Origin of the sequence: Fulverythrobacter fulvus, assembly GCF_037154085.1 — a bacterium.
GTDB lineage: Bacteria > Pseudomonadota > Alphaproteobacteria > Sphingomonadales > Sphingomonadaceae > Andeanibacterium > Andeanibacterium fulvum.
Window position 1 is genome coordinate 177,237 of sequence record NZ_JBANRM010000003.1, and the last position, 18,047, is coordinate 195,283.

At 63.7% G+C, this 18,047-nt stretch carries 16 protein-coding genes; 12 read left to right on the plus strand and 4 right to left on the minus strand.

All coding sequences use genetic code 11. The features are described from left to right. The first annotated feature begins 41 nt into the window (after positions 1-41). Positions 42-908 carry an alpha/beta fold hydrolase gene (locus WFP36_RS10585; protein WP_419716632.1) on the plus strand — a complete coding sequence of 289 codons (867 nt, stop codon included), beginning with the start codon at positions 42-44 and terminating at the stop codon, positions 906-908. Then, positions 877-2,178 carry a low temperature requirement protein A gene (locus WFP36_RS10590; RefSeq protein ID WP_336980323.1) on the plus strand — a complete coding sequence of 434 codons (1,302 nt, stop codon included), beginning with the start codon at positions 877-879 and terminating at the stop codon, positions 2,176-2,178. The genes WFP36_RS10585 and WFP36_RS10590 overlap by 32 nt, the downstream gene beginning before the upstream one ends. Here WFP36_RS10590 and WFP36_RS10595 read toward each other — a convergent pair. Beyond that, positions 2,175-3,227 (minus strand): DUF2332 domain-containing protein, encoded by a 1,053-nt coding sequence (locus WFP36_RS10595; RefSeq protein ID WP_336980325.1) that lies wholly within the window; start codon positions 3,225-3,227, stop codon positions 2,175-2,177. The two genes, WFP36_RS10590 and WFP36_RS10595, sit on opposite strands and share 4 nt — an antisense overlap. A 74-nt stretch (positions 3,228-3,301) precedes the next feature. Between WFP36_RS10595 and hisG the strand changes: the two genes are divergently transcribed. The 3 genes from hisG to nusB are packed head-to-tail and all read left to right on the plus strand — an operon-like array spanning position 3,302 to position 5,690. Further along, positions 3,302-3,955, plus strand: coding sequence for an ATP phosphoribosyltransferase (gene hisG, locus WFP36_RS10600; protein ID WP_336980327.1), 654 nt, complete (start codon positions 3,302-3,304; stop codon positions 3,953-3,955). Next, on the plus strand, positions 3,955-5,241 hold the full coding sequence (gene hisD, locus WFP36_RS10605) for a histidinol dehydrogenase (protein WP_336980328.1): 1,287 nt from the start codon (positions 3,955-3,957) through the stop codon (positions 5,239-5,241). The genes hisG and hisD overlap by 1 nt, the downstream gene beginning before the upstream one ends. Beyond that, positions 5,238-5,690 (plus strand): transcription antitermination factor NusB, encoded by a 453-nt coding sequence (nusB, locus tag WFP36_RS10610; protein WP_336980330.1) that lies wholly within the window; start codon positions 5,238-5,240, stop codon positions 5,688-5,690. The genes hisD and nusB overlap by 4 nt, the downstream gene beginning before the upstream one ends. Positions 5,691-6,283: 593 nt before the next feature. Here the strand turns inward: nusB and WFP36_RS10615 are convergent. Further along, positions 6,284-7,120: a S1/P1 nuclease gene (locus WFP36_RS10615; protein ID WP_336980332.1), complete on the minus strand. Its 837-nt coding sequence runs from the start codon at positions 7,118-7,120 to the stop codon at positions 6,284-6,286. Between the two features lie 69 nt (positions 7,121-7,189). Between WFP36_RS10615 and thiL the strand changes: the two genes are divergently transcribed. Further along, positions 7,190-8,065 carry a thiamine-phosphate kinase gene (thiL, locus tag WFP36_RS10620; RefSeq protein ID WP_336980334.1) on the plus strand — a complete coding sequence of 292 codons (876 nt, stop codon included), beginning with the start codon at positions 7,190-7,192 and terminating at the stop codon, positions 8,063-8,065. Between the two features lie 104 nt (positions 8,066-8,169). Here thiL and WFP36_RS10625 read toward each other — a convergent pair whose 3' ends face one another. Together WFP36_RS10625 and WFP36_RS10630 are read right to left on the minus strand one after the other, a co-directional pair. Then, on the minus strand, positions 8,170-9,201 hold the full coding sequence (locus WFP36_RS10625) for a fatty acid desaturase (protein ID WP_336980336.1): 1,032 nt from the start codon (positions 9,199-9,201) through the stop codon (positions 8,170-8,172). Further along, entirely contained in the window at positions 9,198-9,392 is a 195-nt protein-coding gene (locus WFP36_RS10630; RefSeq protein ID WP_336980338.1) for a hypothetical protein, read from the minus strand. The genes WFP36_RS10625 and WFP36_RS10630 overlap by 4 nt, the downstream gene beginning before the upstream one ends. 254 nt (positions 9,393-9,646) lie before the next feature. On the opposite strand from WFP36_RS10630, the gene WFP36_RS10635 reads away from it, so the two are divergent. From WFP36_RS10635 to WFP36_RS10660, 6 genes are all read left to right on the plus strand, one after another. Further along, entirely contained in the window at positions 9,647-11,740 is a 2,094-nt protein-coding gene (locus WFP36_RS10635; protein WP_336980340.1) for a sodium-translocating pyrophosphatase, read from the plus strand. Between the two features lie 187 nt (positions 11,741-11,927). Next, positions 11,928-13,079, plus strand: a complete 1,152-nt coding sequence (locus WFP36_RS10640; protein ID WP_336980342.1) for a GNAT family N-acetyltransferase — start codon at positions 11,928-11,930, stop codon at positions 13,077-13,079. Next, positions 13,076-13,963 carry a transcriptional regulator gene (locus WFP36_RS10645; RefSeq protein ID WP_336980344.1) on the plus strand — a complete coding sequence of 296 codons (888 nt, stop codon included), beginning with the start codon at positions 13,076-13,078 and terminating at the stop codon, positions 13,961-13,963. The genes WFP36_RS10640 and WFP36_RS10645 overlap by 4 nt, the downstream gene beginning before the upstream one ends. Positions 13,964-13,994: 31 nt before the next feature. Continuing rightward, a complete protein-coding gene (locus WFP36_RS10650; RefSeq protein ID WP_336980346.1) occupies positions 13,995-14,900 on the plus strand; it encodes an acyl-CoA thioesterase in 906 nt (301 codons plus the stop codon). Positions 14,901-15,421: 521 nt separating this feature from the next. Beyond that, the gene (locus WFP36_RS10655) at positions 15,422-17,512 is read left to right on the plus strand and encodes a TonB-dependent receptor plug domain-containing protein (protein WP_336980347.1); all 2,091 of its coding nucleotides are present in this window, start codon (positions 15,422-15,424) and stop codon (positions 17,510-17,512) included. A gap of 80 nt (positions 17,513-17,592) precedes the next feature. Then, positions 17,593-18,045 carry a carboxymuconolactone decarboxylase family protein gene (locus tag WFP36_RS10660; RefSeq protein ID WP_336980348.1) on the plus strand — a complete coding sequence of 151 codons (453 nt, stop codon included), beginning with the start codon at positions 17,593-17,595 and terminating at the stop codon, positions 18,043-18,045. Positions 18,046-18,047 lie beyond the last annotated feature (2 nt).

Genomic DNA, 18,047 nt, shown 5'->3' on the forward strand with positions numbered 1-18,047 from the left:
AACTGCAGGCCGTCGTTCTCGCTTCCGGCATCGAGCTTGCCATGTGGGACAGCGGCCCGCGCGATGCCCCGGCCCTGATCTTCCTCCACGGCTTTCCCGAAAGCCACCGCAGCTGGCGCCACCAGATCCGCCATTTCAACACGCGCTATCGCTGCATCGCGCCCGATCAGCGCGGTTATGGCGGATCGTCAAAACCGCAGGATGTGGCGAGCTATTCCGCGGACAAGCTGATCGGAGACATCTTCCAGCTGGCCGATGCGCTGGGCGTGGAGCGTTTCACGATCGTGGGCCATGATTGGGGCGGTGCGATCAGCTGGCCAATTGCCATGATCGGTCAGGCAAGTGGCCGGGTGAGCCGCGCGGTAATTGCCAATGCGCCCCATGCGGCCCTGTTCCAGCGCCTGCTCTACACCGATCCGGTCCAGCGCCGGGCGAGCCAGTATATGCGAGCCTTCCGCGATCCGGCGAATGACGCTCTGGTGCGCGAGCATGGGCTTGGCGCCCTGCTGCTCAAGGCCTTGCGCTGGCAACCCTCTGCTGCGCTTGAGCCGGAGGAGCGCGACTTCATGCTCGCCGGCTGGCAGGATCGCGATGCCTGTTTCGGCATGCTCAACTGGTATCGCGCCTCGGCCATCGAGGTTCCGGACGAGAACGCGCCTTATGCCCTGCCCGAAGGCTGGGCCCCGCCGCCTATGCCCAAGCTCATCATTCCCACGCTGGTGATCTGGGCGATGGACGATCTCGCCCTGCCGCCCGGCAATCTCGACGGGCTTGAAGACCTTGCCGAGAACCTCACTATCGAGCGCATTTCCGGATGCGGCCATTTCGTGCAATGGGAACGTCCGGCTGCAGTGATCGCGGCGATGGAGGGTTTCCTTGGCCGAACAGAAAATACCGCCACTGCCTAACTCGCTGCTGCGCAATCCGGTCGATGGCGAGGTCCGGGTCAGCTTTCTCGAGCTGTTCTTCGACCTCGTCTATGTCTTCGCCATCACGCAGATTTCCCATTTCCTGCTCGCCCATCACGGCGTGGCGGCTGTGGTCGAGGCGCTGGTGATCTTCGCGGCGATCTGGTGGGCTTGGGTCTACACGACATGGGCCGCGAACTGGCTCGATCCCGAACGGGTGCAGGTGCGCATCGCCCTGTTGCTCACCATGCTGGCCAGCCTGGTAATGGCCGTTTCCATTCCCAAGGCCTTTGCCGAACACGGCCTGATCTTCGCCTGCGCCTATCTGACCATCCAGATCGGGCGGTCCGCCTTCGTGGCCATCGTCATGCGCCGCAACAGCCACGAAGCGGCGCGAACGATGCAGCGGATCGTGCTCTACTTCGTGCTGAGTGGATGCCTCTGGGTCGCAGGCGCTCTGTCGCAGCACACGAAAGTCCGCCTGGCCTGCTGGCTGGTGGCACTGGCCATCGAATATTCGGGGCCGAGCACCGGATACCGCCTTCCCTTCGGCGGCAGCGTCATGCCCAGCGACTGGCGCATTTCCGGCGGCCACATGGCGGAACGCTGCGCCCTGTTCATCATCATCGCGCTGGGCGAAGGGATCATCGTGACCGGCGCGACCTTTGCCGGCAATGCCCTCACTTTCCTCAACAGCTCTGCCTTCCTCGCCGCCTTCACCGGCTCTGTCCTGATGTGGTGGATCTATTTCGATGTCGGGGCGAAGCGCGGCGCCGAACTGATCGAGCATCACCACGAGCCCGGACGGATCGCCCGCAGCGCCTACACCTATCTGCACATGCCCATCGTGCTGGGCATCATCGGCACTGCCGTAGCCGACGAATTGCTGCTGGCTCACCCACATGGCCACACCGGCCCGGCCCTGGTCCTTTCGCTATGCGGCGGCGGGGCGATCTACATTCTGGGCGTGGGCCTGTTCAAACGCTTCGCCAATCCGTTCCGCAACTTCCCCATGTCGCACCGCTTCGGCCTGATCGCCCTTGCCGGGCTGGCCCTGCTGGGAATGCTGCTGGAACCGCCAGCCCTGATCTTCGGATGGCTGTCCGTGGCGATCTTTGCCTCGGTGGTCATCTGGGAATGGACCAGCTTCCACGGTGGCTGGGTGGAACGGTTTGGCTACCGCCTCGGGCCTGTTGGCCGCTATCTCCGGCGTGCCGCCGTCCGGGCCGAGGCCAATCGGGAAGAACGTTTCGGCGGCAAGCCGGACTAATCCTTCCCGAACCACTCCACCCATGCACCATGCGGGTGGGCCTGCGACAGCAGCGTCCATTCCTGGCCACTGCCGGGCCAGTACTTCACGTTCAACTCATGAGCAAAGGTCTTGCGGTTGGTTTCCAGCCGCACCCATGCAAGTGGGCGTCCGGCCGTTGCGTTACCGCCAGCCTCTTCCATAGCCGCCGTGATCGCGGCGCGGGTTTCTTGCGGCAGATATTGCCACATGACCGAGTGATAGAGCACGCGTGTAACGCCCTCCTGTTGCGGCCGGGCGAGCATGTCCGCCACGAAATCGCCTGCGTCCATCCTCACCAGATCGGGCTTCCTGTGCCCCGCCAGCGCAATCGCCGCATCGATCCGCGCCATCCGCTCGGTCGCGTCGGGCCAGACGTAGGATTTGAGCCGCAACGCCTCTGCCGGATCGGACAGGTCTATCGGCGCAATATCGGACCCGCGAATGGCCACGATCTCGATCGCACCCGCAGGCGGCGGGGGCCCGCGCCATTCGGGCTTCAGCTGCATGGGCGAGCCTTCCGGCCCCACCGTCACCCCGCCCAGATCGAAATGATAGCGTTCCATCATTGTGTTGACGCCCGCGCTCGATCCGATCTCGTTCAGTTCCAATTTCGGGCCAAGCCTTTGCGCCAGCCACAGCAGCCCGGCCATCAGGCTGTTGGCGCGCCCAGCCTCGTTAGTCTGCGGCGGCCCGTCCAGCCACGGGGCGAGCCGCGCATCGAACTTCTCCACCAGCGCGCAGACGATCCGGTCGATCTCGGCCTGATCGGTCAGTTCGCCCGCATAGACCGGCCCAAGTTCCGGCGCGTCGCCCGTGAGATAGAGATTGTGGATGCCGCCCGCGATCCGCAGCGGCAGCGCGTCCTCCAGCGACAGGCCGGGCCAGTCATTCATCCGGCGGGCGACTTCGGTATCGGTGCGGAGCACGGCCCGCTCCGCCGCGATCACGCGTCCGGTGCAGGGCGCTTGGGCGCGGGTGGCGTGGTCTGCCTGCCATTGCAGCGCCTGTTCGACGCTCGCGATCTCCATGACCGCATTTTCCGCCGAGCCCGCTTCCGCCATTTCCATTGCCCTTTCCGCGCTGTGTCCCTAAGGCCCGCGCCATGTCGAAACCGCTTACCTTTGCCGTTCCCAAGGGCCGCATCCTGGAGGAAGCACTGCCCGTGATGGCACGCGCCGGCGTCGTGCCCGAAGCCGCGTTCAACGACAAGGACAACCGTGCGCTCAGCTTCGCCTGCGAAGCCACTGACATGCGGATCATCCGCGTGCGTGCGTTCGATGTCGCCACTTTCGTCGCCCATGGCGCGGCCCAGGCGGGCATTGTCGGTTCCGATGTGGTCGAGGAATTCGACTATCCCGATCTCTACGCGCCGGTCGATCTCGACATCGGCCATTGCCGCCTTTCGGTGGCCGAACCGGTGGATTCCGGGCTGGAGCCGCTGGGCAAGGTCAGCCACCTGCGAGTGGCCACCAAATATCCCAACCTCACCAGTCGTTTCTTCGAACGGCAGGGCATTCAGGCCGAATGCGTGAAGCTGAACGGCGCGATGGAACTCGCCCCCAGCCTTGGCCTGTCCCAGCGCATCGTGGACCTTGTTTCCACCGGTCGAACGCTGAAGGAAAACGGGCTGGTGGAAACCACCACCATCCTGCCTGTCTCTGCCCGCCTGATCGTCAATCGCGCCGCCTTGAAGACCGATCCCCGCCTTGGCGAGCTGGTCGAGGCGTTCCGCGCCGTGGCCGAGGGGCGCCGCTGATGCTCCGCCTCAAGACCTCCGATCCCGATTTCGAGCGGAAATTCACCCGCATCGTGGCCGACCGGCGCGAAAGCGGCGGCGACGTGGCGCAATCGGTGGCGACCATCCTCAACGAGGTCCGCGCGCGCGGGGACGAGGCGCTGGCGGAATATACCCAGCGGTTCGACGCTTTCTCGCTGCCGGAAGGCGAATGGCGGATCGCACCGGAAACCTGCAAGGCCGCGTTTGACGCGCTGGACAGCGATCTGCGCGAGGCGCTGGAACTCGCCGCGTCGCGCATCCGCGCCTATCACGAAGCGCAGCTGCCGCAGGATCGCGACTATACTGACGCGGCCGGCGTGCGGCTCGGCGCGAAGTGGTTCCCCGTCGATGCCGCCGGGCTCTATGTGCCGGGCGGGCGCGCATCCTACCCTTCTTCCCTGCTGATGAACGCCATTCCGGCCAAAGTCGCCGGAGTTCAGCGGCTGGTGGTCTGCACCCCCACGCCCAAGGGCGAGATCAACGAACTGGTACTCGCCGCCGCGCATCTTGCCGGTGTGGACGAAATCTGGCCGGTGGGCGGCGCACAGGCCATTGGCGCGCTGGCCTATGGCACCAAGCGGATCAAGCCGGTGGACGTCGTTACCGGGCCGGGCAATGCCTGGGTCGCGGAAGCCAAGCGCCAGCTTTATGGCGTTGTCGGGATCGACATGGTGGCTGGCCCCTCCGAAATCCTCGTGATCGCGGATGGCAAGAACGATCCTGACTGGATCGCGGCCGACCTGCTGAGCCAGGCCGAGCACGATCCCGCCGCGCAATCGATCCTGATTACCGACGATCCGGACTTCGCCGATCAGGTGGCGGACCGCGTCGACGTGCAGAGCGCCATGCTCTCCACAAAGAAGACCGCGCAGGCCAGCTGGGCCGCGCATGGCCTGATCGTGGAAGTGGCCGACCTTGCCGAGGCCCCCCGCCTCGCCAATGCGCTCGCCGCGGAACATATCGAACTGGCGGTGGACGATCCCGAAAGCCTGTTCGCTGGCATTCGCCATGCGGGCAGCGTGTTCCTTGGCCGGATGACCCCGGAAGCGGTGGGCGATTATGTCGCCGGGCCGAACCACGTGCTGCCCACCGGGCGGCGCGCGCGCTTTTCCTCCGGCCTTTCGGTGCTGGACTTCATGAAGCGCACCAGCTTCATCTCGCTGGACGATGCCGCCTTGGCGAAGATTGGCCCCGCAGCCGTGCGGCTGGCCCAGATGGAAGGGCTGCCTGCCCATGCCAAATCCGTGGAATTGAGACTGAAATGAGTGGCCGTTCCCAAGCCCGTTCCGCTGCGCGTCTGGCCGCCGTCCAGGCGCTGTACCAGCGCGAGATGGAAGACATCGCCCTGCCCCGCCTGCTGGACGAGTTCCACCAGCACCGGCTCGGCCGTGCGCAGGATGACGACGAGGAAGAACTGGCCGACGCCGAAGTCGCCTTCTTCGACGATATCGTCTCGGGCGTGATCGCCCGCCAGGAAGAGATCGACGCACTGGTCGAATCCCGCCTCGCCGATGGCTGGAAGCTCGACCGGCTGGACAAGACAATGCTGCAGATTCTGCGCGCCGGTGCTTACGAGCTGCTTGCCCGGCAGGACGTGCCGCTGGGCAGCGCGATCAGCGAATATGTCGATGTCGCCCACGCCTTCTTCGACGCTCGCGAGGCGAAATTCGTCAATGGAGTGCTTGATGGCGTGGCGAAGGCCGTGCGGAGCTAGAAGACTTCCCGCTGGCCACTCATCCGCTTTCGGTGAAACCGTTTTGCGAACGGCATCGTAGCAAGAGGGTGGCAGCGGACATGGAAAACTCGTGATGCTGAACCGGGTTCGGCATCCATCCTTCCCCATAGGCTACCGTTCGATCCGGCGAAATGGATCCTGGAAGCGGAGCTGTGCTTGCGCAAACAAGTTCAGGATGACAGCCGCGCAAACGTCCGCGAAGCTATCGCCCGGAAGGGCAGCTTCCAGGCAGCTCGATTGGCGTTCCGAACGGCGAGTGTGGGGTGGGAAGCTGCCAGTCCCCAATTCGTCATTCCCGCGAAGGCGGGAACCCAGCGGCAACCGTTGATCTGGATTCCCGCCTTCGCGGGAATGACGAAGGTAAGTGAGTAAAAGCCCAATCCCACTCACCACAACCGCTCATCCTGAGCCTGTCGAAGGACACGCGGCGGCACTTGCCCCGCCAACGGGATGTGGGTGTGGGTTTCCCGTGTCCTTCGACAAGCTCGAGACGAGCGGAGATTGGGGATGTCCGCAATGTTGCCGGGTCCGAAAAGTCCGCTTCCAGCCCAATTTCGCAATCAGCCGCCGAATTAATCCTCCCCGCCCAGCACCTTGTCCAGATAGGCCGCCAGACGCACGCCTGATTGTTCGAGCCGTTGTTCCATGGCAGGCGTCCATTGCCAGGCATATTGCCATGAGAGGCTGACGGGGGATTCCCGCGTAGCTTCGCCCAACTCGCCGCCCTTGGGCGGGTAGATGCGATCGCGCAGCGCAATGCTCTCGTCGATCCACACCGCCGGATCGCTGTTCCACCAGCCCGTTACTTCGGACGGCGTCATATGGCGCTCCAGCCGGTCGGCATATTCGCTGTAGCTGAGCTGGCGCTTGAGGATCAGCCCCTCGTCCCAAACCCAGTGCAGGTTCTGCGGCTCGTCGAACCATAGGACGTTGAACCAGTTGCCGCCGCGGTCTGTGTCGTTCCCCGCATGGAGCGGCTGATGCAGGTCCGCCACGATATGGACAATGAAGCGCAGTGCGCGCTGCCTGTCTTCACGGCTGGAACTGCGATCGCGCAGCACGGCGGCAAAGCGCTCCAGCGCGGTTGCGGCATCGCCCTCTGCCGGATGGACCAGTTCGGCAGCATGCTTGCCTTCGGGCAGGGTCACATAATGCCAGGGGGATGCTTCGCTCTGCCAGAAAGGATCGGGGTTGGACCGCTCGTCATCCGGCCAGGTCGATGCATCGGCCAGCGTTTCGGCGCCCATAATTCCGGCGATTTCCGCGCGGGTCTTCCCGCTGATGTTGCGCTCTGCAATCTCGGCGCTTACCCGATGGCCTATCGGCCCCCATGCAAAGGCGGGCGAAGCCGCCGCAAGCCCGGCGGTCGACACGGCGACGGACAGGACGAGTTTGGCAAGACGCATCATGGCTGGGGCATTTCCTCGAAAACGGGCAGACAGGCTGCCTAGCTTCTCCGCTGCCCGGGTGGCAACCGCATGACGCGGGAACTGGCCTTTATCGAACGATTGCGCGCACTAGCCACGCATCCTGCCGCGCGTGGCCTGGATGACGATTGCGCGGTGCTGCCGTTTGGCACCGAGACGCTGATCCTCACGCATGACATGCTGGTGGAGGGCATCCATTACCTGCCCGGCGCCGACATGGCCGATGTGGCATGGAAGCTGGTCGCCACGAACCTCTCCGATCTCGCCTCGAAAGGCGCTGAGCCGTTGGGGGTGTTGCTGGGCCACATGCTCGGCCCGGGAGACGGAGACTTCCTGCGCGGGCTGGAGGACGTCCTCCGCCATTATGGCGTGCCGCTGCTGGGCGGAGATACGACCTCGGGCCGTTCGCCGCGCGCGGATGGGCTGACGGCGCTTGGCAGGGCGAGTTGCCTTCCCGTTCCCTCACGCTCCGGCGCGCAGCCGGGGGATGCAGTCTATCTCACCGGCCCGGTGGGCGCCGCGATGATGGGCTTCGAGGCTCTGCGTGACAGCACCGGAGAAGACAGCACCGCCTATAGTCGCCCTATGGCCCGCCTTGCCGAGGGGCAGGCACTTGCCCCGCTTGTCACGGCGATGATGGACGTGTCGGACGGGCTCCTGCTCGACGCCTGCCGCATGGCTCGTGCCAGCAGCGTCACAATATCTCTGGCAAGCGCCTCTGTGCCCCTTGGGTGCCCTTCTGGCCGCGTTCTGGACGCCTTGCGCTGGGGCGACGATTACGAATTGCTGTTCACCGCTCCGGAAGGCACTCGCTTGCCCGTCACGGCCTATCAGGTCGGCACAATATTGCTGCCGGAAGGCGCCCCCCTGCTACTGGACGGGACTGCGCTCAGCGAGGAAGACGAACTGGGCTACCAGCACGGCTGAAACGGTGTTGCCTGCCTGAGACGCGAAGCAATCCAGGGCACGCATAATTGCGCCCTGGATTGCTGCAGGGCTTCCCCCCCCCCTCGCCATCGCGAAATCCGGATTCAGTGCGCCGAAACGTCCACGCCCTGACGGCGCAGCACATCCTTCATCGCGTGATAGGCTTCCTTCTGGCGGTGGTTCGGAATGCCGGGATAAAGGTGATGGATCAGGTGATATTCCATCGCCATCGACGCCCAGTAACCCAGCTTCGCCTTGAAGATCTTGGTGTTCTTGTAACGGCCGCGTTCCTGCGGGTGATGCGGCGCCCAGCTAAGCCAGTAACGGATCCACGAAAGGCCGACCTGACGCGGCAGCCACCACAGCAGCGCGACTTCGATTGCGTAGCCGCTCCATGCCATGCCGAAGAAGGTTCCCAGCATAACCAACTGAAGAATGGTGGTTTGCATGGCCGCCTTGCGCGAAGCAGGCGTATCCATGTCCACCATCATCTTCTTGTAGCGCATCACCGAGCCTTCGACGCCCGGCTGGCGGTTCCACCAAGTCTTGAGAATGGCCTTCCACCAGTTCGGCGCGCCGTCCGTATAATCCGGATCGAGCTGCGGATCGTTGGTGTATTTGTGATGCTCCATATGGGTGAGCCGCGCCACGCCGAAGCCCAGTGCGATCGGGATCGTGGAAAGATGCCCGGTCAGTTCGTTGACCCAGTAATATTTGTGCCCGCGCGGATAGATATTGGAATGCATCGCCTCGTGGCTCGGAATGAAGCCATAGGCCGCGCAGAAGGTGGAGAAGACGAAGCCCAGCGTCAGGCCGACCGGGCCGAGATAGCCCAGCACCGCCAGCGGGAAGAGGCTGACCCAGATCGCAAAGCAGGTGACGGTCAGCGCGGCATAGACCCAGGTCGCCCCGCCATGGAATTGCATGGCAATCGCCCGCTCTTCCTTCATCAGCTCGCGGCGCAGGTGCTTGTCGAGCGTATCGTCGCCCGCAAGGCCGATTACCGGGCCATCCTCAGCCGGGATAATGCCGGGAACCTCGATCGAGTTACGCCCGATCAAATCGGTTTCGATCGCGTCCGTTTCGATCACCTCGACCTCGATCAGGCCGCCTTCCTTCACCGGTCCGTCAGTCACAGCCAGCGCCCCTTGATATTAGCGTAGAGCCCCCATGCCCCACCGAAGAGCAGCCCGAAGCCGATCCGGCTCATGCCGAAGGGCCCGTCGATGCCCCAGACGGCCATGAGCTGCGCCGTGAGCGGCGCGATGAAACCGATGCCGAACAGAAACGGCATCACGGCGAACAGCTTACGGATGGCTTCAGTCATGACATTAACCTCGCATAAACCATTGGAAGGCGCAAGATTCCATGGTTCGTGCGATAAACTTGTCACGTATTCACACCTAGGACAGCCCACCACGCCCCCAAAGGATGGAGGGCAAACAACCTAAGGAGAAATGCGGGTTTTAGGGCTTGCGCGCCCTATAATGGCCCTATAGCCATCTGCATTGGCGTGAGCGCCTCAAAATAAAAGAAGGAGCCACGCGATCCGCAATTCTTTGCAGAGGGGGAGAGGCTCACGTGAACCTCGTCACTATTTCCATCATATTGGGGCTGCTTGCCATCGTGTATGGCTTCGTAACCAGCCGCCAGGTGCTCGGCGCAAGTGCCGGCAATGAAAAGATGCAGGAAATTGCCGCGGCAATTCAAGAAGGTGCACAAGCCTATCTGAAGCGGCAATATACGACCATCGCCATCGTAGGCGTGGTGGTCGCGATCATCATCTTCGCTACGCTGGGGGCGATTTCTGCCACCGGCTTCGTGATCGGCGCGATCCTGTCGGGCGTGGCCGGGTTCATCGGAATGAACATCTCCGTCCGCTCCAACGTCCGCACCGCAGCAGCAGCCCAGCAGGGCCTGCAAAACGGGCTGACCTTGGCCTTCCGTGCGGGCGCGATCACCGGCCTTCTGGTGGCTGGCCTCGCCCTCCTCGCGATTGCGGTGTTCTACTGGTATCTCACTGACATTGCCGGCTTCACGGTAGGCGGTGAGGACCGCACGGTGGTGGACGGCCTTGTCGCCCTCGCCTTCGGTGCATCGCTGATCTCGATCTTCGCGCGCCTTGGCGGCGGGATCTTCACCAAGGCCGCCGACGTCGGCGCCGACCTCGTCGGCAAGGTCGAGGCGGGCATCCCGGAAGACGATCCACGCAACCCGGCGGTGATCGCGGACAATGTGGGCGACAATGTGGGCGATTGCGCCGGCATGGCGGCCGACCTGTTCGAGACCTACGTCGTCACCGTGGGCGCGACCATGGTGCTGACCGCCCTGCTCCTCAAGAGCGTGGGCGACCTGCTGCCGAACCTGATGGCCCTGCCGCTGCTGATCGGCGGCGTCTGCATCGTCACCTCGATCATCGGCACCTATTTCGTTCGCCTCGGCGGTTCGAACAACGTCATGGGCGCGATGTACAAGGGCTTCCTCGTCTCGGCAGTCCTGGCGATACCGGCAATCTGGTTCGCCACCAGCACCGCGCTGGGCGGGATGGAGAATGTGCTTCCGGGCACCGACTTCAACGGCCGCGCGCTGTTCTATTGCTCGCTGCTGGGCCTGGTCATCACCGGGCTGATCATCTGGATCACCGAATATTACACCGGCACCAATTTCCGCCCGGTGCGCTCTATCGCCAAGGCTTCGGAAACCGGCCATGGCACCAATGTGATCCAGGGCCTCGCGATCAGCCTTGAAGCGACTGCCCTGCCCACCATCGTCATCGTGGCGGGCATCATCATCGCCTATCAGCTCGCAGGCCTGATCGGCATTGCCTATGCCGCCACTGCCATGCTCGCCCTGGCAGGCATGGTCGTGGCGCTCGACGCTTATGGACCCGTTACCGACAATGCCGGTGGCATTGCCGAAATGGCGGGTCTGGACGACAGCGTGCGCGAGAAGACCGACCTGCTCGATGCCGTGGGCAACACCACCAAGGCCGTGACCAAGGGCTATGCCATCGGTTCGGCAGGCCTTGCGGCTCTGGTGCTGTTTGCCGCCTATACCACTGACCTCAAGGAGTTCTTCCCGACACTGGAAGTCGATTTCAGCCTTGAGAACCCCTATGTCATCGTCGGCCTGCTGCTGGGGGCGCTGCTGCCCTATCTGTTCGGCGCGATGGGCATGACGGCAGTGGGCCGCGCAGCGGGCGACGTTGTGAAGGACGTGCGCGACCAGTTCGCCAGCGATCCGGGCATCATGGCCGGGACCAGCCGCCCGAACTATGCCCGCACCGTCGATCTCGTCACCAAGGCGGCGATCAAGGAAATGATCATTCCTTCACTGCTGCCGGTGCTGGCGCCAATCGTGGTCTATTTCGTCATCACTTTGGTGGCGGGTCAACAGAACGGCTTTGCCGCACTGGGCGCCCTGCTACTCGGCGTGATCGTGGGCGGGCTGTTCGTGGCCCTCTCCATGACCTCGGGCGGCGGCGCGTGGGACAACGCGAAGAAATACATCGAAGACGGCAATCACGGCGGCAAGGGCAGCGAAGCCCACAAGGCTGCTGTGACGGGCGACACGGTGGGCGATCCCTACAAGGACACTGCCGGTCCGGCCGTGAACCCGATGATCAAGATCACCAACATCGTAGCCCTGCTGCTGCTGGCGGTCCTCGCCGCCTAACGCACAGCCTGTTAAGTGAATGACGACCCCGTCCGGAGCGATCCGGGCGGGGTCTTTGTTTTCAGGGTATAACCCCTCTTGCCGGACGCCGCGCTTAACGCTTCTTTCGGTTTCGCGGGCTAGAGCCCGGCCATGCGGCGCTGCGAGCCGTGACACGAGGGTTAACGTGGCAAGCAGGCCGCTTCACATGCCGGATAGTGCTGCGTCGGACGACGCCAGTGGCACACGTGCACCCGTGATCCGGGCCGAGGCGATGGACTGGCGCGAAATGGCCAGCGTCGATGCCGTGCTGCGCTGGGACGCGCTGGCGCAATGGGCGTCAAGCCCCAATCCGTTCCTTGAAAGCTGGTACCTGCTGCCGGCGCTGGAAGGCCTCGACCAGCGTGGCCTGGTCCGGCTGCTCTGCGTGGAGGTGGATGGCACGCTCGCGGGCCTGCTGCCGGTGCTGCGCGAGAGCCGCTATTACCGCCACCGCCTGCCCCAATGGGCGACCTGGATACACGGCAATTGCTTTCTGGGCGTGCCGCTGGTCGCGCGCGGGATGGAACGCCCCTTCTGGCGCGCTCTGTTCGACTGGGCGGACAGGAATGCCGAGGGGGCGCTGTTCCTCCACCTGCCGCAACTCCCGCTCGAAGGTGCGATGCACGACGCACTGCTAGCCGTGCTGGCCGAACAGGGCCGTCACGCCGCCCTCGTCCACCGCGAGGAACGCGCCTTGCTGCAATCCGATCTCGCACCGGAGACTTATCTGGACGCGTCGATGACGGGCAAGAAGCGCAAGGAACTGCGCCGCCAGTATAATCGCCTGGCCGAACTCGGCTCCCTGCGCTTCGAACGCCGCGTCGATGCTCATGCCGTGGAGAAATGGACCGAGGCGTTCCTTGCGCTGGAAGCCTCCGGCTGGAAGGGCAAATCCGGCCATGCCCTTGCCCGGGACGGAGCGACGATGCGCCTCTTCCGCGAGGCCTTGCTCGGCGCCGCATGGCGCGGCCGGCTGGAAAGGCTGACCCTTTCACTCGATGGCGAGCCCATCGCCATGCTGGCCAATTTCCTCACCCCGCCCGGCGCGTTTTCCTACAAGACTGCCTTCGACGAACGCTTCGCCCGCTTCTCGCCCGGTGTCCTTCTCCAGCGCGAAAATCTCGACCTGCTGGAGCGCGAGGACATCGACTGGTGCGACAGTTGCGCGAGCGCCGACCATCCGATGATCGACCATATCTGGCGCGAACGGCGGGCCATCGGGCGGATCAACATCGGCATTGGCGGCCCGTTGCGGCGAGCTCTGTTCCGCGCGATCGCCTTTGCCGAGACACGCAAATTCTCCGGAGAGCTTGCATGAAGCCCGACACTCCCCTGCCCAACTGCGCCTCCCCGCTCGGCGCGGGTCAGGTCTTTCCCGGCGAGGCGCGTGCGGCCTTCGCGGCCTCCTATCCGGAAATACCCCACAAACTGCGCCACAATCTGCCGGACAACCCGCTGCTTGCCCTCGATGCGCTGGCCGCACTGGGCGAGAGCCTGCCGGAAAGCTCCGTCGAATATAATCGCGGCGACCTGCCCATCGGGATCGAGGACAAGCCCGGCGCTACCGGCCTCACCATCGGCGACACGATCCGCCGCATTCACGAGACGAACAGCTGGGCCGTGCTCAAGAACATCGAGCAGAACCCCGCCTATGCCGAATTGCTCGGCGCCCTGCTGGCGGAACTGAAGCCGTCCATCGAGGCGAAGACGGGCAGGATGATGAAGACGCAGGGCTTTATCTTCGTCTCCTCCCCCAACGCGGTGACGCCCTATCATTTCGATCCCGAACACAACATCCTGATGCAGCTGGTGGGCACCAAGACAATGGTGCAATTCCCCGCGGGCAACGCCGATTACGCGCCGGATCAAGTGCATGAAAACTATCACACTGGCGGGGCGCGCGAACTCAGATGGGCGGATGCGCTGGCAGCCGGCGGCATGGAGTTCCACCTGGAGCCCAGCGAGGCCATGTTCGTGCCCGTAATGGCGCCGCATTGGGTCAAGGTCGGCCCCACGCCCTCCATCTCCCTGTCGATCACCTGGCGCTCGGAATGGAGCTATGAGGAGGCGGACGCCCGCGCCTTCAACAGCCTGCTGCGCCGGATCGGCCTGAAGCCGCATGCACCTGGCCGGTGGCCGCGCCGCAACACCGCCAAGGCAATCTGCTGGCGGCTCTATCGCAAATTATTGAAGGCGCGTTGACCTTCGCTGGGTCGCCGCGCATACGTTTTAAATGGCAACCAACGTCAATCCCACGCCCGAAGCCCTCGTTGCCGATCTCGTCCTGCTGCTGGATCTCGAACCGCGCGGCGGCGATGACCGTTTCCTGGGTCGGCGCAAGAAAGGCGGCGTCGGCCGCGTATTCGGCGGGCAGGCAATCGCCCAGGCCCTTGGCGCGGCGGAACGGACAGTGGACGACAATCGTCACTGCCATTCGCTCCATTGCTATTTCCTGCGCGGCGGGAACGAGGAATACCCGATCGACTACCAAGTGATGCGGGATTTCGATGGCGGCAGCTTCTCCAACCGCCGCGTGGTGGCGAGCCAGCAGGGCCAGCCGATCCTGAACCTGACGGCGTCCTTCCAGGTCTCGCAGAAGGGGCTGGAGCACCAGTATCACCAGATGCCGGATGTTCCCGCGCCGGAAGACCTCAAATCCGACATGCAGCTGCGCCGCGAAATGGCCGAGTTGGTGCCCAACATGTATCGCGACCGGCTGCTGCAACCCTGGCCGATCGACACCCGCCCGGTCGAACCGCGCGACTGGATGTTCCCGCAGAAGAACGATCCGCTCAGCCATGTCTGGTTCCGCACCGTGGCCGAACTGCCCGACGATCCGCGCGTCCACCGCGCCGTGCTCGCCTATGCCAGCGACATGCATCTGCTGGCCACCAGCACTCGCCCGCACGGCGTGAACTGGTATCGCGGCGAAGTGAAAGCGGCGAGCCTCGATCACGCCATCTGGTTCCACGAACCCTTCCGGGCGGACGAATGGCTGCTCCATGTGACCGACAGCCCCTGGGCCGGCGGATCGCGCGGTTTCACGCGCGGGCAGATCTTCAGCCGCGACGGCCGCCTCGTGGCCAGCACGGCGCAGGAAGGCATGATCCGGCCCGTGGAGCACGAACCCAGGCCCTGAATAAGGCAGGTCGGTCCGGACTGAACCGGGCGGCTTTCCGGCCTTCCGATCCGAACGACACCCTGCCCGCATCCATCCGGCCGATGACACTCGCGCTCTGAAAAGGGCGGCGCGCAAGTGTCACCCTTGGACGCGAGGAAATGCCTGTTTTCGTTTGAAGCGCACATTGCCCGTGCAGCCCGGATTCGCGCCATTTTACAGGGCTGCGGGATGGCCTGACTGTAACCTTCCGTTCCGGGTTTTCGTGCAGGCCAGGCCAACTCTCCCAAATGGCGGAGATAGGCGTTTTCGGGATCGATGGCTGGGCGAATGCAAGGCTGATCATCGCACAGGATAAACCCCATCCGGGGGCGTGTAGGAAAGTGTTGTCCGCCCCGAATGGCATGGCTTTCGCACAGTGCACTGGACGAGCCATTCGCTCGGCCCTTGCTATATTCTTGCAAATATAGCATGCCATATCCCAACGAATATAGCCCTTCGCCTCGCGGTGGAGGGCGTTTTGTCATGAGGGAAAATCGAAAATGAAATTACGCCTGCTGGCCTCGGCCTGCCTGATCTCCTGCCTGCCTGCCGTTGCACATGCGGAAGAAACTGCTGCAGATATGGCCGACAACACCTTCACTCTTGGCCAGATTCTGGTCACCAGCAAGAAGCCGGAAGGCATCGCGGTGACCGGTGAGACCATGACGGCAGAGGCCATCGAAGCCTTCAACCGCAATCATTTGGACGATGCGGCCAACCTCATGCCGGGCGTTTCCGCATCGAACAGCGGCGGCTCGCGCAACGAACGCCTGATCTATGTCCGCGGCTTCGACCGGTTCCAGGTGCCGCTCTCCATCGACGGCATCCGCGTCTATCTGCCGGCCGACAACCGGCTGGATTACGGCCGCTTCCTGACGCCGGACGTGGCCGAGATCCAGGTAGCCAAGGGCTATGCCTCGGTGCTCGACGGACCGGGCGCGATGGGCGGCGCGATCAATCTGGTGACCCGCAAGCCGACCAAGGAACTGGAAGTGGAGGCACGCGGCACGCTGGAGCTTGACCGGGATGCCGATTACGCTGGCTACAGCGCCTTCGCCCTGCTCGGCACAAAGCAGGACCAGTGGTATGCGCAGGCCAGCTACGCCCGCACTTTCCGCGATCATTGGGACCTGCCGGAAGACTTCACCCCAACCGCCACGGAAGATGGCGGCGAGCGCGATTTCAGCCGCACCGAAGACTGGCGCGTGAATGCCAAGATCGGCTTCACCCCCAACGCGACCGACGAATATTCGATCAGCTACACGAGGCAGGAAGGTTCGAAGAACGCGCCGCTGCATGTCTCGGATTCGCTGAACAGCCAGCGCTACTGGAGCTGGCCCTACTGGAATATCGAGAGCTTCTATTTCCTCTCCACCACGGCCCTCGGCGACGATCTGACGCTCAAGACGAAGCTCTACCACAACAGCTTCGGCAACCTCCTGCGCGGGTTCGACAATCGCAACCAGAACAGCCAGACCTCCACCGCGGGCAAAGTGTTCAACAGCTGGTACGAGGACAAGGCCTATGGCGGCACCGTCCAGCTCGATTACGCCACCGATGGCAACCGGCTGGGCCTCGCCTTCCATTACCGGCGCGACGAGCATGTCGAATATTCGCAATATTTCCCCACCGCCTATATCGAACCGCCGCAGGCCGACGACGAGGACACGTTCAGCATCGCGATCGAGGATCGCCTGCAACTGAGCCCCTCGCTCAGCGTGACCGGCGGCTTCAGCTATGACTGGCGCAAGCTCTATACGGCCGAGGAATTCACGCTGAACGGCACCCGTGATGGCGGCACCCTGTTCAGCTACGAACTGGCCGATGCCGATGCGTGGAATGCGCAGGGGCGGATCGACTGGACGCCCGATGCGGATACCGCATTGCATCTTTCGCTCAGCTCGCGCACCCGTTTCCCGACCATTTTCGAGCGCTTCAGCTCACGCTTCGGCGGGGCGACCTCCAATCCGGACCTGAAGAGCGAACGCGCCACCAATCTGGAACTGGGCGGATCGAAGAGCTTCGGCGCGGTGAAGCTGGAAGGCGCGGCCTTCTATTCCTGGCTGGACGACGCCATCGTCTCGTTCCCCTTCGTCTACCAGACCTGCGACAATGCCACTCCTCCGGTATGCTCCAACAACGCCGTCAGCCAGAGCCGCAATGTCGGCAAGGGCGAGTATTACGGGGCAGAACTGGCCATCAGCGCACAGGCGAGCGACACGCTGAGCCTTGGCGCCAACTATACCTGGACCCAGCGCGACTTCACCGATCCTTCGATCTCTGCCTTCGAGGCCACCGGCGTTCCCACGCACAAGGCCTTCGCCTGGCTGGAATGGCAGCCGCTCGACGGGCTGAGCATCCTGCCCTCGCTGGAACTGGCGTCCGACCGTTGGACAGTGAACACGGCCGGCACGCTCTATTACAAGACCGGCGCCTATGTTCAGGCCAATCTCCGCGTCGATTATGAAGTGATTGACGGGGTGACCCTGGGCGCCGGGGTGCGCAACCTGTTCGACGACAATTACACGCTGGTGGACGGTTTCCCGGAACCGGGCCGCAGCTTCTTCCTCACGGCTCGCGCGAGCTATTGAGAAATTTTCTGACCTCCATGTCACATTGAGGGGTGGCTGCATCGTCACATCGCTGTCTCCAACGAAGAAAGGAAACAGCGATGAGCAGCCGCCCCCAACCTTTTGCCGCCGCGCCCAAGGTAATGCAGGATTACCTGGAGTTCTCGACCCGCGTGGTGGAAAGCAGCAGACTTGAGCACAACCTGCTCGAACTCGTGAAAATCCGCGCATCCCAGATCAATGGCTGCGCCAATTGCCTGAACATGCACACCTCCGATGCCCGCAAGGCGGGGGAGACGGACCAGCGCCTCCATCTGATCGCTGCGTGGTGGGACGCCCCGTGCTACACGGATCGCGAACGCGCCGCCTTTGCCTGGACGGATCACATCACCCTGGTCGCCGAACGGCGCGCGCCGGATGAGGTCTATGCTGAACTCGACGCCCATTTCGACAAGGAAGAACAGGTGCAGCTGACCATGGCGATCATTGTCATGAACGGCTGGAACCGGCTGGCGGTCGGCTTCGACATGTTCGACACGAAACGAGGCTGGTGACC

What these genes read in the sequence shown, in the direction of transcription:
- WFP36_RS10585 (WP_419716632.1), top strand. Translation starts at nt 42, where the DNA reads ATGTGGGACAGCGGCCCGCGCGATGCCCCGGCCCTGATCTTCCTCCAC.
- WFP36_RS10595 (WP_336980325.1), bottom strand. Translation starts at nt 3,227, where the DNA reads ATGGAGATCGCGAGCGTCGAACAGGCGCTGCAATGGCAGGCAGACCAC.
- hisG (WP_336980327.1), top strand. Translation starts at nt 3,302, where the DNA reads ATGTCGAAACCGCTTACCTTTGCCGTTCCCAAGGGCCGCATCCTGGAG.
- hisD (WP_336980328.1), top strand. Translation starts at nt 3,955, where the DNA reads ATGCTCCGCCTCAAGACCTCCGATCCCGATTTCGAGCGGAAATTCACC.
- nusB (WP_336980330.1), top strand. Translation starts at nt 5,238, where the DNA reads ATGAGTGGCCGTTCCCAAGCCCGTTCCGCTGCGCGTCTGGCCGCCGTC.
- WFP36_RS10615 (WP_336980332.1), bottom strand. Translation starts at nt 7,120, where the DNA reads ATGATGCGTCTTGCCAAACTCGTCCTGTCCGTCGCCGTGTCGACCGCC.
- thiL (WP_336980334.1), top strand. Translation starts at nt 7,190, where the DNA reads ATGACGCGGGAACTGGCCTTTATCGAACGATTGCGCGCACTAGCCACG.
- WFP36_RS10630 (WP_336980338.1), bottom strand. Translation starts at nt 9,392, where the DNA reads ATGACTGAAGCCATCCGTAAGCTGTTCGCCGTGATGCCGTTTCTGTTC.
- WFP36_RS10640 (WP_336980342.1), top strand. Translation starts at nt 11,928, where the DNA reads ATGCCGGATAGTGCTGCGTCGGACGACGCCAGTGGCACACGTGCACCC.
- WFP36_RS10645 (WP_336980344.1), top strand. Translation starts at nt 13,076, where the DNA reads ATGAAGCCCGACACTCCCCTGCCCAACTGCGCCTCCCCGCTCGGCGCG.
- WFP36_RS10650 (WP_336980346.1), top strand. Translation starts at nt 13,995, where the DNA reads ATGGCAACCAACGTCAATCCCACGCCCGAAGCCCTCGTTGCCGATCTC.
- WFP36_RS10655 (WP_336980347.1), top strand. Translation starts at nt 15,422, where the DNA reads ATGAAATTACGCCTGCTGGCCTCGGCCTGCCTGATCTCCTGCCTGCCT.
- WFP36_RS10660 (WP_336980348.1), top strand. Translation starts at nt 17,593, where the DNA reads ATGAGCAGCCGCCCCCAACCTTTTGCCGCCGCGCCCAAGGTAATGCAG.